The 20,081-nt window shown below is 65.0% G+C and carries 20 protein-coding genes, 1 tRNA gene and 1 pseudogene; 17 read left to right on the top strand and 5 right to left on the bottom strand.

Translation table 11 applies throughout. The features are described 5' to 3' along the window. The first annotated feature begins 122 nt into the window (after positions 1-122). Entirely contained in the window at positions 123-1,931 is a 1,809-nt protein-coding gene (locus O0880_RS08005; protein ID WP_289885913.1) for an NAD(P)/FAD-dependent oxidoreductase, read from the top strand. A gap of 427 nt (positions 1,932-2,358) precedes the next feature. On the opposite strand, the gene O0880_RS08000 is transcribed toward O0880_RS08005, so the two are convergent. Continuing rightward, positions 2,359-2,925: a YceI family protein gene (locus tag O0880_RS08000; RefSeq protein WP_071322945.1), complete on the bottom strand. Its 567-nt coding sequence runs from the start codon at positions 2,923-2,925 to the stop codon at positions 2,359-2,361. Positions 2,926-3,246: 321 nt separating this feature from the next. Between O0880_RS08000 and O0880_RS07995 the strand changes: the two genes are divergently transcribed. The 9 genes and pseudogenes from O0880_RS07995 to O0880_RS07955 all read left to right on the top strand — a co-directional run bounded on the left by O0880_RS07995 (position 3,247) and on the right by O0880_RS07955 (position 12,191). Continuing rightward, entirely contained in the window at positions 3,247-3,774 is a 528-nt protein-coding gene (locus O0880_RS07995; protein WP_083412113.1) for a sigma-70 family RNA polymerase sigma factor, read from the top strand. After that, on the top strand, positions 3,771-4,775 hold the full coding sequence (locus O0880_RS07990) for a FecR domain-containing protein (protein ID WP_289885911.1): 1,005 nt from the start codon (positions 3,771-3,773) through the stop codon (positions 4,773-4,775). Before O0880_RS07995 ends, O0880_RS07990 begins: the two co-directional genes overlap by 4 nt. Positions 4,776-4,875: 100 nt before the next feature. Continuing rightward, complete coding sequence (locus O0880_RS07985) at positions 4,876-7,800, top strand: TonB-dependent receptor (protein WP_289885910.1); 2,925 nt, start codon at positions 4,876-4,878, stop codon at positions 7,798-7,800. Positions 7,801-7,835: 35 nt separating this feature from the next. After that, the gene (locus O0880_RS07980) at positions 7,836-8,465 is read left to right on the top strand and encodes a biliverdin-producing heme oxygenase (RefSeq protein ID WP_198043886.1); all 630 of its coding nucleotides are present in this window, start codon (positions 7,836-7,838) and stop codon (positions 8,463-8,465) included. Then, a pseudogene (locus O0880_RS07975) lies at positions 8,465-8,875 on the top strand (YbaN family protein); the annotation flags it as partial. The gene O0880_RS07980 and the pseudogene O0880_RS07975, both read left to right, overlap by 1 nt. Before the next feature lie 120 nt (positions 8,876-8,995). Next, on the top strand, positions 8,996-9,667 hold the full coding sequence (locus O0880_RS28100) for a TonB family protein (protein ID WP_354669889.1): 672 nt from the start codon (positions 8,996-8,998) through the stop codon (positions 9,665-9,667). A 195-nt stretch (positions 9,668-9,862) separates the two neighbouring features. Then, positions 9,863-10,672 (top strand): methionine ABC transporter ATP-binding protein, encoded by an 810-nt coding sequence (locus tag O0880_RS07965; protein ID WP_289885909.1) that lies wholly within the window; start codon positions 9,863-9,865, stop codon positions 10,670-10,672. Beyond that, positions 10,665-11,339, top strand: coding sequence for a methionine ABC transporter permease (locus tag O0880_RS07960; RefSeq protein ID WP_071322940.1), 675 nt, complete (start codon positions 10,665-10,667; stop codon positions 11,337-11,339). The genes O0880_RS07965 and O0880_RS07960 overlap by 8 nt, the downstream gene beginning before the upstream one ends. A gap of 24 nt (positions 11,340-11,363) precedes the next feature. Continuing rightward, a complete protein-coding gene (locus O0880_RS07955) occupies positions 11,364-12,191 on the top strand; it encodes a MetQ/NlpA family ABC transporter substrate-binding protein (protein ID WP_071322939.1) in 828 nt (275 codons plus the stop codon). Positions 12,192-12,404: 213 nt separating this feature from the next. Here O0880_RS07955 and O0880_RS07950 read toward each other — a convergent pair whose 3' ends face one another. Together O0880_RS07950 and O0880_RS07945 are read right to left on the bottom strand one after the other, a co-directional pair. After that, positions 12,405-13,022, bottom strand: a complete 618-nt coding sequence (locus O0880_RS07950) for an OmpW family outer membrane protein (RefSeq protein ID WP_071322938.1) — start codon at positions 13,020-13,022, stop codon at positions 12,405-12,407. A 156-nt stretch (positions 13,023-13,178) separates the two neighbouring features. Further along, entirely contained in the window at positions 13,179-14,075 is an 897-nt protein-coding gene (locus tag O0880_RS07945; RefSeq protein WP_289885908.1) for a LysR family transcriptional regulator, read from the bottom strand. Positions 14,076-14,348: 273 nt separating this feature from the next. Between O0880_RS07945 and fur the strand changes: the two genes are divergently transcribed. From fur to O0880_RS07910, 7 genes are all read left to right on the top strand, one after another. Next, entirely contained in the window at positions 14,349-14,789 is a 441-nt protein-coding gene (gene fur, locus O0880_RS07940; protein WP_035820181.1) for a ferric iron uptake transcriptional regulator, read from the top strand. A gap of 74 nt (positions 14,790-14,863) precedes the next feature. Beyond that, positions 14,864-15,226 carry a MerR family transcriptional regulator gene (locus tag O0880_RS07935; RefSeq protein ID WP_289885907.1) on the top strand — a complete coding sequence of 121 codons (363 nt, stop codon included), beginning with the start codon at positions 14,864-14,866 and terminating at the stop codon, positions 15,224-15,226. A gap of 84 nt (positions 15,227-15,310) precedes the next feature. Continuing rightward, positions 15,311-15,901: an NAD(P)H-dependent oxidoreductase gene (locus O0880_RS07930; RefSeq protein WP_289885906.1), complete on the top strand. Its 591-nt coding sequence runs from the start codon at positions 15,311-15,313 to the stop codon at positions 15,899-15,901. 244 nt (positions 15,902-16,145) lie between these two features. Continuing rightward, entirely contained in the window at positions 16,146-17,294 is a 1,149-nt protein-coding gene (locus tag O0880_RS07925; RefSeq protein ID WP_289887317.1) for a SpoIIE family protein phosphatase, read from the top strand. A gap of 74 nt (positions 17,295-17,368) precedes the next feature. Further along, complete coding sequence (locus O0880_RS07920) at positions 17,369-17,926, top strand: SiaB family protein kinase (protein WP_071322933.1); 558 nt, start codon at positions 17,369-17,371, stop codon at positions 17,924-17,926. A 22-nt stretch (positions 17,927-17,948) separates the two neighbouring features. Further along, a complete protein-coding gene (locus O0880_RS07915) occupies positions 17,949-18,347 on the top strand; it encodes a DUF1987 domain-containing protein (RefSeq protein ID WP_071322932.1) in 399 nt (132 codons plus the stop codon). A gap of 3 nt (positions 18,348-18,350) precedes the next feature. Then, positions 18,351-19,091: a GGDEF domain-containing protein gene (locus O0880_RS07910; RefSeq protein ID WP_071322931.1), complete on the top strand. Its 741-nt coding sequence runs from the start codon at positions 18,351-18,353 to the stop codon at positions 19,089-19,091. 10 nt (positions 19,092-19,101) lie between these two features. On the opposite strand, the gene O0880_RS07905 is transcribed toward O0880_RS07910, so the two are convergent. Together O0880_RS07905 and O0880_RS07900 are read right to left on the bottom strand one after the other, a co-directional pair. Then, entirely contained in the window at positions 19,102-19,824 is a 723-nt protein-coding gene (locus O0880_RS07905) for a transporter substrate-binding domain-containing protein (RefSeq protein WP_289885905.1), read from the bottom strand. Between the two features lie 154 nt (positions 19,825-19,978). Then, positions 19,979-20,074 (bottom strand) — tRNA-Sec (locus O0880_RS07900). Between the last annotated feature and the right edge of the window lie 7 nt (positions 20,075-20,081).

Here is a 20,081-nt window from a genome sequence, read left to right as displayed (position 1 = left end):
TCCGTCTCAGGCGCCGCCATGCTGCGCTGCAGGATGCGGTGCCAAAACGCCAGTGTTACAACATCGTCAGCGGCAGCACAGCCGCATCCCATCATAAAGTCAGCAGACTTGGAGGAGACACGATGCATACCGATAACACCCCGCACGACCTGGCCGTGGCCGGCATCCTGGAACAGCTCGAAGGCGCGCTGCGCGCCAGCGACAGCACGGGTGCCGCCCGGCTGTTCGAGGAAGACGGCTACTGGCGCGACCTGGTGCTATTTACCTGGAACCTGAAGACCCTGGAAGGCCGCGAGCAGATCGCCGCCATGCTGGCCGCCCAGCTGGGCGCGGTGCAGCCAGTTTCCATCTGCATCGCCGACGGCGAACATGCGGTGGAGGCCGGCGGCGTGCTGCAATGCTGGATCACGGTGGAAACGGGCGTGGGACGCGGCACGGGCTTCATCCGCATCCGCGACGGCAAGGTCTGGACCCTGCTCACCACCATGAGCGAATTGAAGGGCTTTGAGGAAGCCAGGGGCGGCCGCCGCCCCATGGGCGCCGAACATGGCGCGCGCACGAACCGCAGCAGCTGGCTGGAGCACCGCGAGCAGGAGGCGAAGGAACTCGGTTACGCACGCCAGCCCTACTGCGTCATCATCGGCGGCGGCCAGGGCGGCATCGCGCTCGGCGCGCGCCTGCGCCAGCTCAATGTCCCCACCATCATCATCGAGAAAAACGCCCGTCCCGGCGACAGCTGGCGCAAGCGCTACAAGTCACTGTGCCTGCACGACCCCGTCTGGTACGACCACATGCCCTACATCCCCTTCCCCGACAACTGGCCCGTCTTCACGCCGAAGGACAAGGTCGGCGACTGGCTGGAAATGTACACCAAGGTGATGGAGCTCAATTACTGGGGCTCGACTTCATGCGCATCGGCCAGCTTCGACGAAGCTGCCGGCGAGTGGACGGTGCAGGTGCTGCGCGACGGCCAGCCCGTCACCCTGAAGCCGAAGCAGCTGGTGCTGGCCACGGGCATGTCGGGCAAGGCGAATATGCCGACATTCAAGGGCATGGACGTGTTCCGGGGCGAGCAGCGGCATTCGTCGCAGCATCCGGGGCCGGACGCGTACGTGGGCAAGAAGGTGGTGGTGGTCGGCGCGAACAATTCCGCGCATGACATCTGCGCCGCCCTGTGGGAAGCGGGCGTGGACGTGACCATGGTGCAGCGCTCGTCGACGCACATCGTCAAGTCCGACTCGCTGATGGAGCTGGCCCTGGGCGAGCTGTATTCGGAACGCGCGCTGGCGGCCGGCATGACGACGGCCAAGGCCGACCTGACGTTTGCCTCGATCCCGTACAAGCTGCTGGCCGACTTCCAGAAGCCCGTCTTCCAGGCCATCCGCGAGCGCGATGCGGACTTCTATGCGCGCCTGGCGGAACGGGGGTTCATGCTCGATTTCGGCGACGACGATTCGGGCCTGTTCATGAAATACCTGCGGCGCGGCTCCGGCTACTACATCGACGTGGGTGCCTCGGAACTGGTCGCCGAGGGCAAGATCAAGCTGAAAAGCGGCGTCGGCGTGCAGGAGCTGAAAGCGCACTCCATCGTGCTGTCCGACGGCACGGAGCTGCCGGCCGACCTGGTGGTGTACGCCACCGGCTACGGCTCCATGAATGGCTGGGCGGCCGACTTGATCTCGCCCGCGGTGGCGAACAAGGTGGGCAAGGTATGGGGCCTCGGCTCGGCCACGACGAAGGACCCGGGCCCGTGGGAGGGCGAGCAGCGCAATATGTGGAAACCCACGCAGCAGCAGGCGCTGTGGTTCCACGGTGGCAACCTGCATCAGTCGCGCCACTATTCGCAATACCTGTCGCTGCAGCTGAAGGCGCGCATGGAAGGTCTGGCTACGCCCGTGTACGGGCAGCAGCAGGTGCATCACCTGGCCTGATCATCTTGCATGCCTGGCGCATGTCGGCGCATGTCGGATCACGCGTGGCCTTGCCGCGCTGATCCGACCTACCCGGACAAAAAAAGCGGCGGGCCCTGGACCGCCGCCACTTGTGATACCTACCAAACCGCGTAGGTCGGATTAGCGCGGGACGCGCGTAATCCGACACATTGTTGGCGGCGCATGTCGGAGTACGCGTGGCTTTGCCGCGCTGATTTGACCTGCTATCGAAAAAAAAAGCGGCGGACCGAAGTCCGCCGCCTTTTACCATTACTGATCGGTAGTGGCGATCAATCACCACCAGAGTAACGTCTGACAAAATCGTAGCGAGCGGCGATGATTTGTGGCCGAGAAGCGCAACCGTGCTTAAGCACGGTGAGCATCGCAGGCCGCAAAGCGCGACGCCCGGCAGATTTTGTCACACGGCTTACTGTTTGATCGCTTCGATGGCAAACGTCAGGGTCACGTCATCGCTGACGGCTGGCGCGTATTTGCCGGCGTTGAATTCCGAGCGCTTGATCTTGGCCGTGGCGTTGGCGCCGCAGGCGTCTTTCTTCAGCATCGGGTGCGGTGCGCAGGTGAACGAGGTGACGGTCAGGGTCACTGGCTTGGTCACGCCTTTCAGGGTCAGGTTCCCTTCGACGGAGGCCAGCTTGTCGCCGTCGAAATTGAACTTGGTCGACTTGTAGGTGGCGACGGGGTATTTGGCCGTATCGAGGAAGTCCTCGCCCTGGATGTGCGAGTTGAACAAGGTCGAACCCGTGTCCACGGACTTGGTGTCGATCAGCACTTCGACGGCGCCCGTCTTGGCGTCGCGGTCCAGCGTGACCTTGCCGGTGGTGTTATTGAAGCGGCTTTGCTGCGTCGAAAAGCCCATGTGGGTGTACTCGAAACGGGGGAAGGTGTGGCTGCCATCGATGACATAGACTTCCGGAGCGGCAAAGGCGGACAGCGAGAAGCCGGCGGCGGCGATAAAAGCGAGCAGTTTTTTCATTGTGAATTCCTGATAGGGAGTGGTGGATGTCAAAACCGCAACCGGCTGCAGGCAGGCGATGCATGCGGCGAGTTGTCTGGCTTCAGTTGCAACAGATTATGCATGGCATGAAGATCGATGTAAAACGGAAAATTTGCCTAGTTAGTATCGAAAAAATCGATAATAACGGCCATTGTGTCCGCGACAGCGCCTTCTGCTGCCGATTATTGTCCGCATTGGCAAAAATATCCAGCGTTATCCAAATCATCAGATGAGAATGATTCTTGTTATTATTTGATGGGCTTGCTATCATGGCGCGCTTTGATCACGGGGAAACGCGCGGTGCTTGAACGCTATTACCAGGAATTGCTGCGCCTGATTTCGCGCTCCACGGGCTGCCGCGACAAGGCGCAGGACGTGGTGCAGGAAGCCTATGCCCGCATCCTGGCGCGCAAGACGGCCCCGGGCGCACCGGCGCTGCGCGCCGGCATGGCGCCCGACAGCGGCCAGCGCGCCCTGCTCTACGTGACGGCAAAAAACATCGCCATCGACGAGCAGCGCCTGCACCAGCGCCGGCCGCATGACGATATCGACGCAGACCACTTGCAGCTGCGCGCGCCGCGCGCCGACGAGCCCGAGCAGCGGCTGCACGACCGGCAAACCATGGAGCGTCTGCTGGCCATCATCGATGCCTTGCCGCCGCGCTGCCGCCAGGCCTTCGCGCTGTACAAATTCGATGGCCTGAGCCAGATCGAGATCGCCGCCCAGATGGGCATCTCCGTCAACATGGTGGAAAAACATATTATCAACGGCATGCTCGCCTGTAAAAAAGGCTTGCCCGACCGCGTGACTGGAAAAGACAGCGCATGACACAGATCACTCCCACGGCAGACGAAATCGACTTCCAGGCCGCCCAATGGCTGCTGCGTCACGATGACGGCCTGGCCGCGCACGAACTGGCGGCGCTGCGGCAATGGCTGCAGGCCGACGCGCGCCACCAGCAGGCCTGGGACGCCCTGGTCCGCACCGATGCCCTGCTGGCCGGCCTGCCCGCACAGCGCGTGGCCGCCTTCAGCCAGCCCGCCCGGCCCGCGCCGGCGCCGGCATCGCTGCTGCGGCGCCTCGCCGGCTTGCGCCTGGCCGCCAGCAGCCTGCCGCGCGGCGCGCTGGCCGGCGGCTGCCTGCTGCTGTGCGGCTTGCTGGCGTGGCCGCTGGCCGGCCATTTGCAGCGGCCCGGTTTCCAGCACGACTACAGCACGGCGCGCGGCCAGTTCGCCACGCAAATCCTGCCCGACGGCAGCCGCATCGAACTCGATAGCGGCAGCGCCGTCGACGTGGCCCTGTACCGCGACCGGCGCAGCGTGCGCCTGCTGCGCGGCCAGGCCATGTTCCATGTGCACGCCGATGCGGCGCGCCCGTTCCAGGTGCTGGCCGGCACCGCCACGGCGACCGTACTGGGCACGCATTTTTCCGTGCGCCACGTGGGTGCCGCCACGCAGGTCAGCGTGGCGCAGGGCAGCGTGCGCGTGGAAGGCGACAGCGGCGCGCCAGCCGCCGTGCTGCAGGCGGGCGACACGGTCACCGTCACGCCGCAGGGCATGAAAGCGCTGGCCAGGGTCAGCGCGCAAGCCGTGGGCAACTGGCGTACAGGGCGCCTCGATTTCGAGGACGCCACCCTGGCCGAGGCACTGGCCGAATTCGAGCGCTATGGCGATTCGGGCCTCGTGCTCGACGACCCGGCGCTGGCGGACCTGCGCCTGAATGGCAGCTTCGACGCGCTGCAGCCGGCGCAATTTGCCGCCGCCCTGCCGCTGGCCCTGCCCGTGCGCCTGCGGCGTGACGGCGGCAAGCTGCATATCGTCGCCCGCTGATTTTCCATATGCCGCGAAATAAAAGCATGGCGCACGTCAGGGTAAATGATACTCATTCGTTTTAACTATGAATGATTCACCACGTCACCATAGGAAAAACATGCACACGACTATGCCTCGCCCTCCCTTGCACGCCCGCCTGTCCCCCCTGTTCCTGGCCATCGGCCTGGCCTTCGCCATGCCCGCCAGCCACGCCGCCACGGCGGCCCCCGCCGCGGTCGTGGAGTGGCAGATTCCCGCGCAACCGTTGAGCCGCGCGCTGAATGAACTGGCGCGCCAGGCCGGCATGGTGCTGCTGGCCGACGCCCGCCTCACGCAGGGCCGGCAAAGCGCGCCGCTGCAGGGCCGCCATTCGCTGCCCGATGCGCTGCGCCAGCTGCTGGCCGGCAGCGGCCTGCAGGCGCAGCTGCAAGGGGGCACCACCATCATCATCAGCGCACCCGCGCCCATCGCCGCCGGCGCAGTGCAGATCGGTACCCTGCGCGTGAATGGCCAGGGCGGCAGCGGCATGTTCGAGGCGGACGATACGGATCCGGCCGACCTGCCCTACACCACGCCGGCCGCCTCCGTGTACATCGGGCGCGAGCAGATCGAGCGCTTCCGCGGCACTTCGCCGGCCGACATCTTCAAGGGCGTGGCCGGCGTGCAGGTGGGCGACAGCCGCAACAGCGGCGCCGTCGACGTCAACGTGCGCGGCATGCAGGGCCAGGGCCGCGTGCCCGTGCTGATCGACGGCAGCCTGCAATCGTCGACCGTTTACCGCGGCTACGCGGGCATCGCCGACCGCAGCTACATCGACCCTGACCTGATCAGCGCCATCCGCATCGACAAGGGTCCGAACCTGTCGGCGCAGGGCGCGGGCGCCATCGGCGGCATGGTCAGCATGCAGACCCTGCGTCCGGAAGACATCTTGCTGACGGGCCAGCGCACGGGCGTGCGCCTGCGCGGCGGCATCCAGGACAACAGCGTCACGGCGCCCACGGATTTCGGCAGCGCGCCGCGCACGCACCGCAACAAGCTGGGCGACCCGCGCAGCGGCTTTGGCAGCATCGCCGTGGCCACGCGCCAGGACGATTACGACCTGGTGGCGGCCATCAGCCACCGCAGCATCGGCAATTATTTTTCCGGCACGCGCGGTTTCAAGCGCTACCAGCTGCCCAATGCATGGGGTGGCGACGATGGCGTGACGCAGTTCTTCAAGAAGGGCGACGAAGTGCTCAATACGGCCAATCGCACCACTTCGGCCCTGCTGAAGGCCAATCTGCGCCTGCCGCATGAACAGAAACTGGAGCTGGGCTACCGCTATTTCGACAGCAGCTATGGCGAGATCATGCCCTCGCAAATCTACCGCAACAGCACCGGCAGCATCCCGCAGTGGGACCCGAGCCAGGTGCGCACCAACGCGCTGACGGCGCGCTACGAATGGAAACCCGAGGGCCAGCAGTGGATCGACCTGAAGGCCAACCTGTGGCTGACGGACATGCAGAGCAAGTCGCGCAACGGCGACATCTTCAGCAATCCGCTCGAAGGCAAGCCCAATCCGGGCGACCACGAATGCAAGGAATGCGTGGAAGTGCTGTACCTGGCAAAGAACCAGGCGCGCCGCGTCGGCGCGGACCTGACGAATACCTCGCGCTTCGCCACCGCCATGGGCGCGCTCAAGCTGGACTACGGCCTGTCGCTGCAGAACGAGGATATCGGTCCGGCCGACAGCGTGCGCATCCTCGATGGCGACCTGAACGCCAATCACACGCTGCGCAACGGCAAGCGCCACGAGCAAAGCGCGTTCGCCTCGCTGCAGTGGCAGGCGCGCGACTGGCTGACCATCGACGCGGGCGGACGCTTCCAGCGCTTCGATACGCGCGACCGCAACCGCCGCGCCGAACAGCAATACCAGCCGCAGGGCTGGCAATGGGTCACCATGTGGGACAAGCAAGGCGATCAGATTGGCGCCGCAAAATGGTACCAGGATGCGCAGGGCCAGTTCACGCCCGCCACCAATCCCGCGCTGGTGGGCGGCATGGTGGAAAACTATGGCGTCGAGCCGGCCCCGCTGGACATCTCGCAGGTGGATCAATGGAGTGGCAACGGCTATGTCTACCGCGACGCGATTCCCGGCCTGTTCAAGTACAGCAAGCCGATCCGCCGCCAGGATCACGGCTTTTCGCCCACTGTCGCCCTGACGGCGCGCCTGTCCGACAGCGTCAGCCTGTTCCTGCGCGACGCGCGCGGCTTGCGCATGCCCAGCCTGTACGAATCGACGATGGGCTTTTCGGCCACGTATTCGTCGCCGCTGCGGGCCGAACGCAGCCACAACCGCGAAATCGGCGTGAGCCTGGTCAAGGATGGCGTGTGGAGCGCCGCCGACAAGCTGCGCCTGCGCCTGTCCTACTTCGACAACGTCACGCATGGCTACATCACGCGCCGCCCGATACCCGACCTGCCGGCCTATGCGCAGAACTTCTCGATGGCGAACACGGACAAGTACAGCGTCTCGGGCGTCGAACTGCAGTCGTCGTACGACCGCGGCGCCGTGTTCGCCGATTTTTCCGGCACCTGGAACCGCAAGACGCTGATCTGCGACGCCGCCACGGCGGCCTATTTGCGCAAGGCCAGCAGCTGGAAATCCGATATCTGGAACACGCCCGACTGCTCACCCATCGGCTTTAGCAGTTCCTACGTAAGCAACCACATCCAGCCCAAGCTGAGCGCCAACCTGACCCTGGGCACGCGCTGGCTGCAGGAAAAGCTCACGCTGGGCACGCGCCTGACGCACGTCGGCCATCCGCTGGCGCGCCAGGACGACAAGGCCGTGTGGCAGTCATGGACGGGCACCTCGCCGCAGGTGCTGACGCAGGCCTATACCCTGGCCGACCTGTTTGCCAGCTACAAGATCACGCCCAACGCCACCGTCGACGTGGCGGTGGACAACCTGACGGATCGTTACTACCTCGATCCGCTGACCCTGAGCCTGATGCCGGGACCGGGCCGCACGGCGCGCGTCACCCTCGGCGTACGTTTCTGATTCGATTCATCCTTATAATAGAGAGCAGCAAGACCATGCAGACAGCAAGCAACACCACGAGCAACACGAATACCGCCACCGCCGTTCCGATTAACGCGGCGCCTAGCCGCAGCCAGCGCCTGAAAGCCGACACCATGGCCACCCACGACTTGCTGGACCAGCGCATCATGGCCAGCGCGCCCTTCTCCAGCCGCGAGAACTACGCGCGCTTCCTGCAGGCGCAATATGCGTTCCTGCGCGACGTCGACGCGCTGTACGACAACGCCCAGCTGGCCGCCCTGCTGCCCGACCTGGAACAGCGCCGCCGCTATGCCAGCATCGCCGCCGACCTCGATGACCTCGAGACCGCCCTGCCGGCCGACGCGGCCAGCGCGCCATTCGACGCGCAGCTGGACCTGGCCACGGCGCTGGGCTGGCTGTATGTGAGCGAAGGCTCTAAACTGGGCGCGGCCATCCTGTACAAGCTGGCCGGCAAGATCGGCCTCGATGAACACCACGGCGCGCGCCACCTGGCCGGCCATCCTGACGGGCGCGCGCGCCACTGGCGCGAATTTACCTCCGTGCTCGATACGGCCGTCCTCGATGAGGCAGGCGAAGCGCGCGTCATCGACGGCGCGCGCGCCGCCTTCCTGCGCATGCACGGCCACGTGGAGGCCTGCGCCTGATGGAGGAGCCAGTGACCCGGGCCGGCGCGGAAGCACACACGGCGCGGCTGCGCCGCTGGGCGTGGACGGCGGCCGGCATGCTGATGGTGGCGCTGGGGGTGATCGGCGCCCTGCTGCCCGTCATGCCGACGACGATCTTCCTGATCCTGGCGCTGGCCTGCTTCAGCCGCGCCTCGCCGCGCCTCGAGCACTGGCTGCTGCACCATCCGCGCTTCGGCGCGCCGCTGCGCCAGTGGCGCGAGCACCGCGCCGTATCGCGGCGCGGCAAGGCCCTCGCCTGCCTCGGCATGGCCATCGGCTTTGTCGCCATGTGCCTCGGCCATCCGCCATGGTGGGTCATCGCCCTGGTGGGCGCGCTGGAAATCGCCGTCATCATCTACCTGCTGCGCCGCCCGGAAGGGCCGGCGCCGGTGCAAACGCCGGCGTCCCCGCTGCCCGTGTCCGGGGAGGTAACCACGCAGGATGCCGCGCAAAACACCGCGCCTTCCACGGACTGGCGCCGTCCGCTGACGATCGCCACCGTCTTCGCCATGCATGGCGCCCTGCTCGGCTGGGCGCTGTACCACCGCGCGCCGGCGGCGCCCGTGCTGGCCATCGTGCCTGACGCGGCGCAGCCGGCCATGCTGCTGTACCTGCCGGCGGCGGCCCCGCCGCGGCCGTTGGAGCAGAATCTTGCTGAACAGGTCAGCGCGGCCGCCGCGCCGTCGCGCAGCGTTGCGAAAAAAGCAGCGCCGGCCATCCGCCAGTTCGTGCTGCCGCAGCCCGACGCGGCGCCCCTGCCGCTGCAGGCGCAGGCCATGGACGCCGTCGCCGAGGTGCGCCACGCGCCCGTTTTGCCGGCGCCGGCGGCCACGGCGTCCATCGCGGCGGCGCCGCCCTCGCCCGCCCTGCCGCCCGCCCCGCAGGAGCAGCGCAGCGGCGTATCGAGCTGGGAAGGCAAGGTATTGGCGCGCATGGAGCGCTTCCGCCGCTACCCGACGGCGTCGCGGGCGAAGCAGGAACAGGGCGTGGTGTACCTGCGCTGCCGCATCGACCGCGAGGGCCAGGTGCTGGCCGCCGCCATCGAGCGCAGTTCCGGTTCCGCGGCGCTGGACCAGGCCGCGCTCGACACTTTGCAACGGGCCGCGCCGCTGCCGCGCATCCCCCAGGAACGGCCCGATCCGCTCGAATTATCGATTCCCGTCGAATTTTCTATCGGCTGAGCGGCAAAAATCCGGTTTTGCTCTTGCAAAACCTTCATATAGACATTATTTGCATATTCAAAGCAAGATTCTGTCGTAGGAGTAATAACACGATCGGAGGTATACTACGCAACCGACGTTTCAGGCCGGCCCGATCCACTCCCGATCCGGCCCCGTTACCCGCCTGTCACGGTCCAATAAAAAAGGAAACACTGCATGACCACACCACACCGTACGCCGGTGATTCGCATCGATGGCGCGAACAAGACCTTCGCGCTGCCCAAGGGCGAACAATTCCACGCGGTCAAATCGGTCACGCTGGAAGTCTATCCCGGTGATATTTTCGGCCTGATCGGCAAGAGCGGCGCCGGCAAATCGACCCTGCTGCGCCTGATTAACCTGCTCGAGCGTCCCGACAGCGGCACGATCACCGTGGCCGGCCGCGAATTGACGAGCCTTGGCAAGAGCGACTTGCGCGACGCGCGCCAGAACATCGGCATGATCTTCCAGCAGTTCAACCTGCTGCAAAACGCCAGCGTCTTCGACAACGTCGCCTTCCCCCTGAAAATCCATGGCACGGCCAAGGGCGAGCAGATCGCCGCCAGGGTCGAGGAATGCCTGGCGCTGGTGGGCCTGTCCGACAAGCTGCACAGCTATCCGGCGCAACTGTCGGGCGGGCAGAAACAGCGCGTGGCAATTGCCCGCGCGCTGGCCAGCCACCCGGACGTGCTGCTGTGCGACGAGCCGACGTCCGCGCTGGACGCGGAAACCACGCGCGCCCTGCTCGACACCCTGCGCGACATCAATGCGCGCTTGAAAGTGACCATCGTCATCGTCAGCCATGAGCTGTCGGTGCTGGGCGCCATCTGCAACCGCGTCGCCGTCGTGGAAAACGGCGCCATCGCGGAACAGTTCGACCTGAGCGACACGGCCACGCCGCGCAAGACGGCGCTGGGACGCGAGCTGGCTTACTACGGCACCGAGGCCTTTGAAGCCACCGCATGGAAGGATGCAACACATGTTTGAAGAATCGATCAATAACGTCATCAACCTGCTGCCGGAAATCTGGGTGGCGCTGGGCCAGACCATGACCATGCTGGGCATCGGCCTTACCGCCGCCATCCTGATCGGCGGCCCGCTGGGCATTTTGCTGTTCCTCGTCTCGGAAGGCCAGTCGCTGGAAAACCGCCCGCTGTCGATGATCCTCGGCTGGCTGGTGAATACCGTGCGCAGCTTCCCGTTCATCATTTTGCTGGTGGCCCTGACGCCGTTTACGCGCATCATCGCCGGCACCTCGATCGGCCCGCTGGCCGCCGCCGTGCCGCTGTCGTTCGCCGCCATTCCCTACCTGGCGCGCCTGGTGGAACAGAACCTGCGCGAAGTGCCGCGCGGCGTGATCGAGGCGGCGCACGCCATGGGCGCCTCGGAAATGCAGATCATCTTCCGCGTGCTGCTGGTGGAAGCGCGCTCCGGCCTGGTGCTGGCCCTGACCGTGCTGTCGATCAGCTTCCTGTCGTATTCGGCCGTGGCCGGCGTGGTGGGCGGCGGCGGCATCGGCGACCTGGCCATCCGCTACGGCTACTACCGCTTCGAGACGGACATCATGGTCGTCACCGTGGCCATCCTGATCGTGCTGGTGCAGATCATCCAGCTGGCCGGCACGCGCATCGCCAAGCGCCTCGACAAACGTTAATTCATACTCAGAACAAGGACATACATGAACCATCTTCGCCGCAACCTGCTGCTGGCCGCCGCCAGCCTGGCCTTCGCCACCGCCGCCCACGCCAAGGACCCGAAGGAACTCGTCATCGGCACCAGCTCCGGCCCGTACTCGGACCAGCTGAAGCTGGGCATCAAGCCGATCCTGGAAAAACAAGGCTACAAGGTCAAGATCGTGGAATTCAACGACTACGTGCAGCCGAACTACGCGCTGGCCGAAGGCTCGCTGGACGCCAACGTGTTCCAGCACATCGTCTACCTGACCAAGTTCGCCACCGATAACAAGCTGCCGCTGAGCCCATTGATCACCGTGCCGACGACGCCGATCGCGCTGTACAGCAGCAAGCACAAGTCGCTGGCGGAAGTCAAGAACGGCGCCACCATCACCATGCCGAACGACCCGACCAACCAGGCGCGCGCGCTGGTGGTGCTGGCCAAGATGGGCTGGATCAAGCTGAAACCGAACGTCGACCCGCTGCGCGCTTCCGAGCGCGACGTGCTGGAAAACCCGAAGAAGCTGAAACTGGTGCCGCTGGAAGCGGCGCAGCTGCCACGTTCGCTGGCGGACGCCGATTTCGCCTTCGTCAACGGCAACTTCGCCCTGGCCGCCGGCATGAAGCTGACCACCGCCCTGGCCGTGGAAAAGATCTCGGACAGCTACATCAACCTGGTGGCGATCCGCACGGCCGACAAGGGCAAGCCATGGGTCAAGGACCTGGAAGCGGCCTACCGCTCGCGCGCCTTCCTCGACGCCACCAACAAATACCTGGCCGGCTATGAAAAGACGGATTACCAGCTGGCGCTGGAAAAGACGCTGAAAAAATAAAGCGCAAGCAAGGCGCTGCACGCAAAAAGACGGCCAGGTTCACACCTGGCCGTCTTTTTTTGCCCGCGCTGCACGGGCATCTTCAATACTTGCCACGCCTGACAAAACCGACGCGAGCGGCAGTCACTGTGCTTGAGAAGCGCGACTGTACGAAGGTACAGTGCGCATCGCAGAGCGCAAATGACGACGCGCAGCAGGTTTTGCTCGGTGTTCCTAGAAGCGGTAGCCGACGCCGACGCCGATCAGCAGCGGATCGACCTTGACTTCGCTGGCCTTGGCACCGCCGATGAAGACGTCGCTGCGGATCTGCACTTTCTTGATGTCGAAGTTCAGCGACCAGTTTTTATCGAGCTTGTAGTCGACGCCCGCTTGCAGCGAGAAGCCCCAGCTGTCGTGCTCGAGGCGGCCGGCGCCATTCAGCAATTTCACGTCAGAAATATTCGTGTAGTTCACGCCCGCTCCCACGTAAGGGCTGAACTGTTTTTCCGGCATGAAGTGGTATTGCAGCGACAGCGTCGGCGGCAGATGCTTGAAGGTGCCGATCTTGTTGCCGTCGAGCTTGACGTCATGCTTTTGCGGGTAAGTCAGGATCAGCTCGGCAGCGATGTTGGGGGTGAAGAAATACGAGATATCGATTTCCGGAATCGTCTTGCTGCTGACATGCAAACGGTCGGATGCGCCGACGCCGCCGATAGGAGCAGATTTGTCGGCCGGGTCGATATGCACGGCGCGCGCACGGACCAGCCAAGGGCCTTCCTGTGCCATGGCGTTGCCGGCGACTGCGCCGATGGCGGCCAGGACGATTGCTGCTGCGGTTGCGGACTTTTTCATTGTATTTCCCTCTGTCGTTAAGTAACGCTGCGAAGTCTAAGAGTGCAGTGCAACAAAAACTTTGATCCACATCAAATAGTGCTGGATGGCATCAACAGACGGAATTTTTCCTTTTCCCAGGTCAAAAATTGCGGCATTGCAGCGCGCTACCGCTCCTTAGCGCACGCCGTCAAACAGGCCGGCCACCCAGTCGGCGAACACGCGCACGCGCGGCGACAGCTGGCGGTGGTGCGGGTACATCACGGACACGGGCAGCGGGTCGGGCCGCATGGACGCCAGCACTTCCACCAGCGCTCCCGCCGCCAGCGCCTGCGCCAGGTGGTAACGGGGCGCCTGGATCAGGCCCATGCCGGCGCGGCAGCAGGCGTGGTAGGCGTCGGCATTGTTGACGGACACCGTGCCCGGCAGGCTCACGCTGTGCACCTGGCCGCCCGCCCGGAAATCGAAGGGCCAGGTCTTGCCCGTCTGGGCGGAAAAGAAATTCACGGCGCGGTGGTGCGCCAGGTCCGCCAGGGTATGCGGCGTGCCGTGCGCGGCCAGGTAGGCAGGGCTGGCGCACGTCACTTGCTCGAGCAGCGCCACGCGGCGCGCCACCATCGACGAATCGCTCAGTTCGCCCACGCGCAGCACGCAATCGACGCCTTCGCGCACGAGGTCGACGAGGCGGTCGCCCATGCCGATTTCCAGTTCGATCAGCGGATAGCGGGCGCAGAACTGGTCGAGCACGGGCATGACGAAATGCAGGGCCAGGGTTGCGTGCAGGTCGATGCGCAGCTTGCCGGCCGGCTGCTGCGCCGCCGAGGAAAAGACGGCTTCCGTTTCCTCGAGGTCGGCCAGCAGGCGCACGCAGCGCTGGTAATACGCGTCGCCGTCGGGCGTGGGCGTTACCTGCCGCGTGGTGCGCTGCAGCAGGCGCACGCGCAGCCGCGCTTCGAGCTGCTTGATCGCATGCGTGACGGTGGCTTTCGGATAGCCGAGGTCATGCGCCGCCTGCGTAAAACTGCGCAGTTCGACGATACGCGTGAAAATGCGCATCGCATCAAATCGGTCCATGCCCACTCCATTGTTATTTCGTGCTGCACAGTGTAGCGATATCGGCGTCATTTTTCCATCGCAAGCCATGACGCGGAGCGGCACGGTGCGTGGAACGCAAGCCAGCCTTGCGCCGACGTCACTGGTCTGCCGCCGGGCCAGACAGCATAATATTTCCACCTCGCACAATACAAATGAGAATAGTAATGATTATCATTTGCGATATAATGCAAAATCATAGATAGGCGTACGCCCAGGCGCACGCCAAGGCGATCACAAAAAGGAATGGGAGACATGGATATATTGAGGGAACTGCGTGAATCGGGCTTGAAAGTAACCATCCCCCGCTTGCGGATTCTGCAGCTGTTTCAAGAAGGCACGATCAAGCACCTGAGTGCGGACGATGTCTACAAACTCTTGCTGGCCGAAAAAATCGACGTGGGCCTGGCCACCATCTACCGCGTGCTGATGCAGTTTGCCGAAGCGGGCATTTTGTTCCGCCGCCACTTCGAATCGGGTCACGCCGTCTTCGAATTGAACGAAGGCCAGCACCACGACCACCTGGTCTGCACGGGCTGCGGCAAGGTCGATGAATTCGTCGACGAAGGCATCGAACTGCGCCAGAACGAGATCGCCGCCGAGCGCGGCTTCGTGCTGCATGAACACGCGCTGTCGCTGTACGGCACCTGCGCCGAGTGCACGGCGAAGAAAGTCCCGCCGCGCAAGCCATCCTGAGGCAACGCGCGGCGTAGCGCCTGGCGCACCGCCTGCGCTACACTGCGTGCGCCGCAGCTCGACAAAGGACAAACATGTACATCGGAGAAATCGCCCGCCTGGCGGGCACCTCGCCCAAGGCCTTGCGCCACTATGAAGCGCTGGGCTTGCTGGGCGACGTGCGCCGCTCGGGCGCCTACCGCGTCTACACGCAGCAGGACTTGGCGCAAGTCAGACTGATACGCCAGGCGCAGGCGCTGGGCTTCCGCCTGGCCGAACTGCTGCCCATCCTGGCCGGTGACGACACCGACTGGGCCGCCCTGTCGCAGCACATCGCCGCCAAGCGTGCGCAAGTACGGCAGGATATCGCCCGCCTGCGCCAGCTCGACGCGCAACTGGGCGAGATCGACGCGGAAATCCACGATTGCCTGGTGCGCCAGCGCCAGCAGGCTGCCTGAACGCTCAAGCATGACTGCCGCTTGACTCTGCCACTAGGGGCAGGCTTTAGCATGCAGGCTCCTCTCGTTTAGAAAGCCCGCAGCATGAGCACGATTGCACCCAAGCGCATATTAATCATCCTCGGCCACCCGTCCAGCGACAGTTTCTGCGCCGCCTTGGCCGACGCCTACGCCGCCACGGCGCGCGACGCCGGCCATACCGTGCGCGAACTGCGCCTGGGCCAGCTGGACTTCGATCCCGTCCTGCATGAAGGCTATCGCCAGGTGCAGCCGCTGGAAGCGGACCTGCTGGCCGCGCAGGAAGCCATCACCTGGGCCGGACACCTGGTGTTTGCCTACCCGATCTGGTGGGGCGGCGCGCCGGCCCTGCTGAAGGGCTTCATCGACCGCGTCTTCCTGCCCGGCTACGCCTTCAAGTACCGCCCCGGCAAGGCCTTCCCGGCGCAGCTGCTGCTGGGTCGCACGGCGCAGCTGCTGGTGACGATGGACACGCCGCCCTGGTATTTCCGCTGGGTCTACCGCATGCCCGGCATCCACCAGCTGCGCAAGACGACGCTGGAGTTTTGCGGCATCAAGCCCGTCAGGGTGGCCAGCTTCGGCCCCGTGTTGAATTCCACCGATGCGCAGCGCGAGCGCTGGCTGGAACAGGCCCGCAGCCTCGCCCGGCGCGCCTGAATCCGTGGGCGGCGCTTGCCATGCAGCCATCTTAGATACGGTTTTGACAAGCCGAGTAATCAAGCCGTCATAATCGAAGGCTACCATGATGATATTGCCTGTTTGTCAGTCGCCTTGCCGTTGCGACAAGCCAGGTCCGATCGTCATCTAAAGGTAGCCGCCTGTGGAGTTCAACGCTTCTCGATTGCATCTTCCCCGTTATCGGACGTCCGTGGCGTTTGATCTGTGCATTCCCACGGAATCCGTGCAGGCCGACGCCAGCAATTTCGCCGTGCTCGAGCTGTTCACGGAGCGGCGCGACATGATGAGCCTGCCCGTCACGGAACAGCAGCGCCCCATCGGCTTGATCAGCCGCAATATCTTCATGTCGCAGATGTCCAAGCCCTTTTACCACGAGGTGTACGGCAAGAAGAGCTGCATCGCCTTCATGGACAAGGAGCCGCTGATCGTCGACGGCGCCATGAGCATCGAGGACCTCACCTTCCGCGCCGTGGAAGCGGGCGAAAAGGCGCTGGCCGACGGTTTCATCATCACCGCGGACGGCGCGCTGGCCGGCGTGGGCTTCGGCTTGCAGCTGATGAACGTGGTGGCCACCATGCAGGCGGAAAAAAACCGCCAGATCATGCACAGCATCGACTACGCCAGCGTGATCCAGCGCGCGCTGCTGCGCACCTCCGATGCGGAATTGCGCGCCACCCTGCCCGACGCGCACCTGGAATGGCAGCCGCGCGACGTGGTCGGCGGCGACTTCTACTTTTTCGAGCGCCATGCGGGCGGCTGGTTCGCCGCCATCGCCGACTGCACGGGCCACGGCGTGCCCGGCGCCTTCATGACCCTGATCGCCTCGTCCGCCCTGAGCCAGGCCCTGCGCGAGCTGGGGCCGCACGATCCGGCCGCCCTGATCGGCGCCGTCAGCCGCGCCATCAAGACCCTGCTGGGCCAGGATGGCGCCAGCACCAGCCATCACGCCGGCTCGAACGACGGCATGGATTGCGCCTTCCTCTGCTACGACGACGCCAGCGCCAGCCTGCGGTTCGCGGGCGCGAAACTGGCGCTGCACGTGGTCGCGCCCGGCGAAGACAGCGTGCGCGCCATCGACGGCGCGCGCATGGGCGTCGGCTATGTCGACACGCCGGCTGGCTACTGCTGGCACAACGAGACGCTGGACGCGCCAGCGGGCAGCCTCCTGTTCATCACCACCGACGGCTTACTCGACCAGATCGGCGGCGCGCGCGACATCGCCTACGGCAAGCGGCGCATGCGCGAGCTGCTGCTGGCGCAAGGCGCCGCGCCGGCCGGCGACGTGGCCGCGGCCCTGCTGCAGGACAGCGCCGCGTGGCAGGGAGAGCAGCCGCGCCGCGACGACCTGACCTTTTTCTGTTTCCGCCTGTAGCTTGACCTATCCATCGATGTCCCCCACCGCCCATCCACAAGAAACCGGGTCACCGGCTAGCCAGGAGCACTGACGTGCTGTACGAAGAATTCAACGAGTTTTGGGACGTGGCGCGCAAGCGCAACATCATCTTTTTTTACGTGGGCTATTTCTCGCAGCACGTGGTCAGCGCCATTTCCGAGACCATCAAGGCGCGCCTCGATACGGCCGGCGCGGCCGGTCCCACGCGGCGGCGCATCTTTTCCTCGTTCATCGAGATGTCGCAAAACATCATGCACTATTCGGCCGACAGCCTGACGCCCGATGCGCAGCTGGACCAGCAGATGCGGCGCGGCTCGTTCTGCATCGGCACGCGCGGCGACAGCTTCTTCCTCCTGTGCGCCAATCCCGTCTCGACGGACAACGTGGCGCAGATCCGCGCCCGCCTGGAGCCGCTGCACACGATGACGATGGAAGAAATCCGCCTGGCCTACAAGAAGGCGCTGCGCGAGGAGACGCCCGCCGACAGCAAGGGCGCGGGCCTGGGCTTCCTCACCATGGCGCGCGACGCCAGCGAGCCGCTGGAATTCGAATTCGTCCAGGATCCGCAGGAACCGGGCCACACCATCTTCTGCATCAAAGCCATCATTTGAAAGAGCCGACTCAGGAAAGCATATGCAATTACCGTCACCACTGTTCATCGCCGCGACCCCGAGTTCGCCCGAAATCGACTTCCGTTTCGAGCAGCACAGCCTGTCGATCAAGGGCGAGTCGTATCCGGAAAATGCAGCCGCCTTCTATGGCCCGCTGATCGCCGCCGTGCGCGCCTACCTGGAAGGCTGCCGCGACGCCAGCATTACCGTGAATGTCTCGCTGGCCTACTTCAACAGCTCCAGCACGAAGATGCTGTTTACCCTGTTCGACACCCTGAACCAGGCGGCCGTGGACGGCAACCAAGTACGCCTGAACTGGTACCACGACGAGGACGACGACACCATCCTGGAATTCGGCCAGGAGCTGCAGCAGGATTTTACGGCGCTGGACTTCCGCGACCATCCCGTGCAGGGCAGCTAGGGCATGCGCGCGACCATGTCCGAGGCCGAACTGGAGCCCGACCTGTTCACGGTGGAGGCGGCAGCGCTGGCCGCCGCGCGCCGCATGCACGCCGATGCCGGTGCTTCGGGCGCGGAACAGCGGCGCGTGCTCGGCGAACTGATTGTCCACTACGAACGGCTGATGCGCGAGACGCGGCGCCTGATCGGCCGCAGCGACCGCGCCGAACGCGACATGCACCTGCTGAACCGCCAGCTGCAAACCCTGGCCGGCCAGCTCGAATACCGCGCCACGCACGACCCGCTGACGGGCGCCCTGAACCGCGGCGCCGTGATCGACCACGCTTCGCGCTGCCTGGCGCAGGGCGACATGGCCCTGATCGTGCTCGATATCGACCTGTTCAAGCAGGTCAACGACGATTTCGGCCACCCGGCCGGCGATGGCGTGATCCAGGCCGTGGTCGACTGCCTGAAGGGACTATTGGGAGAGGAAACAGCCATCGGCCGCGTCGGCGGCGAAGAGTTTTCCGTCGTCTGGCCCACCACCTCGCGCGACGAAGCGGCGAAGGTGGCCCAGCGCATCTGCGACACGGTCGGCCGCCAGCGCCACGCGGCGCCCATCACGCGCGCCATCACCGTCAGTGTGGGCCTGAGCTGGAACCGCGCCGGCACGGCGTTCGAGACGGCCTACAGCCATGCCGACCAGGCCCTGTACCAGGCCAAGCGCGAAGGGCGCAACTGCGTGCGCCAGTGGCTGGAAAGCTGAGGCCGGGACCTTAACGGACTTGTTCGCGCGCCATGCTGCCGTCGCGGCGCATGGCGGCGGCGGCCCGCTGCATGGCGGCCGCCTGCGCCTCGGGCAGCAGCTTGTTGCAGGCCAGGTAAGTCTGCACGCGGTTGAACGTCAGCAGCGGCACCACCTTGCCTTCCCATTCCTTGCCGAGAAAGGGCTTGCTGCCCACCGCCATGCCGACGGCCCACAGGTCGATACGCCCCAGCAGCAGCTTTTGCGGATTGAGCCACTCCTGCGTCACGGGCGCCACGCTCAGGCCGCGCTGGCGCAGATAATCGTCGCGCGCGTCGCCCAGCACCGTGCCGATGACCAGGCCGCGCGCGTCATCGAGCGTGCGCAGCGTCAAATGCCGCTCGGCCAGGCCATACAGCACCCACTCCGCTTCGTTGAGCGGCCCGATCCAGCGAAACCGCGCTTCGCGCTCCTGCGTGCGCGTGGTGGAAAATATGCAGGTATCGGTTTCGCGCAGCGCCTGCGCATACGCGCGTTTCCACGGCAGCAATTCGATGCTGTAGGCGATGCCGGCGCGCGCCATGATCTCGCGCACCTTGACCGTCTCGCGTCCCACCACGGTATTGCCTTCCATCATGCTCGACGGCGGCAAATGCTCGCCGACGATGCGCACGCCGCGCACATCCACCGCCCCGGCCGCGGCCGGCGCCAGCTGCAGCGCGGCCAGCAGCCATGCCATCCCTCGTTGTTTCATGCTTGCCTTCATCTGCCACAGGGTATCCGCATCCCTGCCTTCGGCTCGATGTTACCATCGGCCCCGTCAGCCATCGATGAATGTTGCCTTTTACGCCATAATTTTTACGCAACGTGGCAAGCGGCCAACGCGGGAGAGATAGATGGGGGATAACTGGCGGAAAACAGTAGGAGTCGAACCTACGGGAGAACGTCTGACGCCCTCCACCGGGTTTGAAGCCCGGCCACATCACCGGATGAGTGTGCTTTCCGCGGTGC

Source organism: Janthinobacterium sp. SUN118 (assembly GCF_030397695.1).
In the GTDB taxonomy this organism is placed as follows: Bacteria; Pseudomonadota; Gammaproteobacteria; order Burkholderiales; family Burkholderiaceae_D; genus Janthinobacterium.
This window is presented reverse-complemented; position numbering and strand designations above follow the sequence as displayed.